Raw genomic sequence first — 2,197 nt, 5'->3', positions numbered from 1 at the left:
GCTACCTCGAAACCCTCGCCACCACCCCGCACACCGTCCCCGAGGTCGTCCTCCACTACGGGAACAACAACTCCGCCGACCACCCCTTCCGCGACCGGCTGCGCGAACTGGCCTCCCGCATACCGGCCTTGCGGATCATCGACCACTACGCCGCCCCCGCACCGGGAGACCGCCCCGGCCGCGACCACGACCGCACCGGCTTCATCACTGCCGAAGACATCGACCCCGGCCTGATCGCCCGCCGCGCCCGGTTCTACCTGTGCGGACCCGCGCCCATGCTCGACTCCCTCACCGAAGCCCTCGGGGCCCGGGGCGTCCCGCGGTTCGAGGTCTTCAGCGAGAAGTTCCGCCCCGTCCGGCGCGAGGTGACGGGCCCCGACGGGGCCGGGGTGACGGTGAGCGTCGCCCGTACGGGCCGCACCGCCACCTGGCGCAAGGACGACGGCCCGTTGCTGGCCCTCGGCGAGGCCGCGGGCGTCGTCATGCCCAGCGGCTGCCGCGTCGGCCAGTGCGAAAGCTGTGCCTGCGCCGTCCTGAAGGGCACGGCGGCCCACCTCGTCACCCCCGCCGAAGACCTCCCCGACACGGACGTCCTGACCTGCCAGTCCATCCCCACGTCCGATCTCACCCTGGACGCCTGACACGCCGCGCGAGAGCCGTCGCCGTGAGGACGGCGACGGCTCTCGTCGAAGGGCCGGATGTCAGGGGCAGCTGATCCGGATGTCGCCCGGGTCGGTGGTGCAGGTGTCGGTGCCGCTGCCGCCGTTGGCGGTGTCGTTGCCCGCGACACCGTCGGTGGTGGTGAGGCGGTCGTTGCCGTAGTAGCCGGTCAGGGTGTCGTTGCCCGGGCCGCCGTTCAGCGTGTCGTCGCCGAAGCCCCCGTCGATGTTGTCGTTGCCGAAGCCGCCGTACACGGTGTCGTTGCCGTAGCTCGCGCGCACGGTGTCGTTGCCGCCGAGCGCGCAGATCACGTCGTTGAAGTAGCCGCCGTTCAGGGTGTCCGGGCCGCTGGTGCCGATGATCGTGCAGCCGCGGGCGTTGTTCACCGAGGTGGTCGCGGTGGCGGTGTTGTTGCCGGCCGCCGGGTCCTGCTGGGCCGCCGAGGCGGTGGCCGTGTTCGTGAGCGTGCCCGTGGCCCTGGGCTCTGCCGTCACCGTGACCGTCGCGCTCGCTCCCGGTGCCAGGGAGCCGAGGGCGCAGTTCGCTCCCGTCGCGGTGGTCGTACAGGTTCCTTGCGAGGGGGCGGCCGAGACGAGGCTCACGCCGGCTCCGGACAGCGCGTCCGACAGCGTGACACCGGTCGCGGTGGCGGTGGAGGACGCGGAGTTGGAGACCGTCACGGTGTAGGAGGCGCGGTCGCTGATGCTCACCGTGGTCGTACCGCTCTGCGTCACCGACAGGTCCGCGCCCGGCGGCGGGGGCGGCGGAGTCCCGTCACCGCCCACGTAGCGGGCGAGGGCGAAGGCGTAGCCCGCCCCGTACCCGGCCGCGACGATCTTGCCGTCGGGCTGTACGAGCACTCCGCGCGCCTCGCCGATCTCCCCGAAGCCGGTGAGCACGAAGCCGTCTCCGCCGAAGCCGGTGTCGACGGTGCCGTTGGTGTGGAACCGGGCCAGGCCGAACTGGCCGAGCTCGGAGGTGTTCGGGGCGTCACCCCGGCCGGCGAGGACGATCTTGCCGTTCTGCTGGAGCGCCATGGCATACGCGGTTCCGCCGTCCCCGGGGAAGGAGACCGAGGTGCGCCCGCCGGTGCCGAACCCGGTGTCGGGGCTGCCGTCGGCGTTGTAGCGCAGGAGGGCGAAGCCGGCATCACCGGAACCCGAGGCGACGATCTTGCCGTCCGGCTGCACCGCCACGGCCTTGCCGAACTCGTGGCCGCCGAAGTCGGCGGTCACCATGCCGTCACCGCTGAAGCTCGTGTCGAGGCTGCCGTCGGGCAGGTAGCGCGCCACGCCGATGTCGAACGCAGTGTTGCCCACGTAGCCGACCGCGAGGATCTTGCCGTCCGGCTGGAGCGCCATGCCCTGGGCGATCCCGCCTCCACCCTGGGGAGAGGTGGACAGGAACCCGGCGACCACCGTCCCGTCGCCGCCGAGGCTCGGGTCCGGGTTTCCGTTCGTGTCGAGGCGGACCTGCGCGTAGCCGTCGCCGCCGGGCTTCCCCACGGCGAGGAGCTTGCCGTTGGCCTCCTCCGCCA

Annotated in this window: 2 protein-coding genes; one reads left to right on the top strand and one right to left on the bottom strand. The window is 72.4% G+C overall.

The genetic code is table 11. From position 1 onward, the window contains the following. Positions 1-641: flavin reductase family protein (locus tag ACWGDE_RS38370; protein WP_453393716.1), on the top strand; the 641-nt coding region annotated here is incomplete at its 5' end. A 60-nt stretch (positions 642-701) separates the two neighbouring features. Here the strand turns inward: ACWGDE_RS38370 and ACWGDE_RS38365 are convergent. Continuing rightward, positions 702-2,197, bottom strand: a 1,496-nt coding sequence (locus ACWGDE_RS38365; protein ID WP_453393715.1) for a calcium-binding protein, incomplete at its 5' end; no start/stop codon positions are given.

The sequence above is a fragment of the Streptomyces sp. NPDC054956 genome (assembly GCF_053609185.1).
Note: the sequence above shows the minus strand (reverse complement) of the source record. Positions and strands in the feature narration are given on the sequence as shown.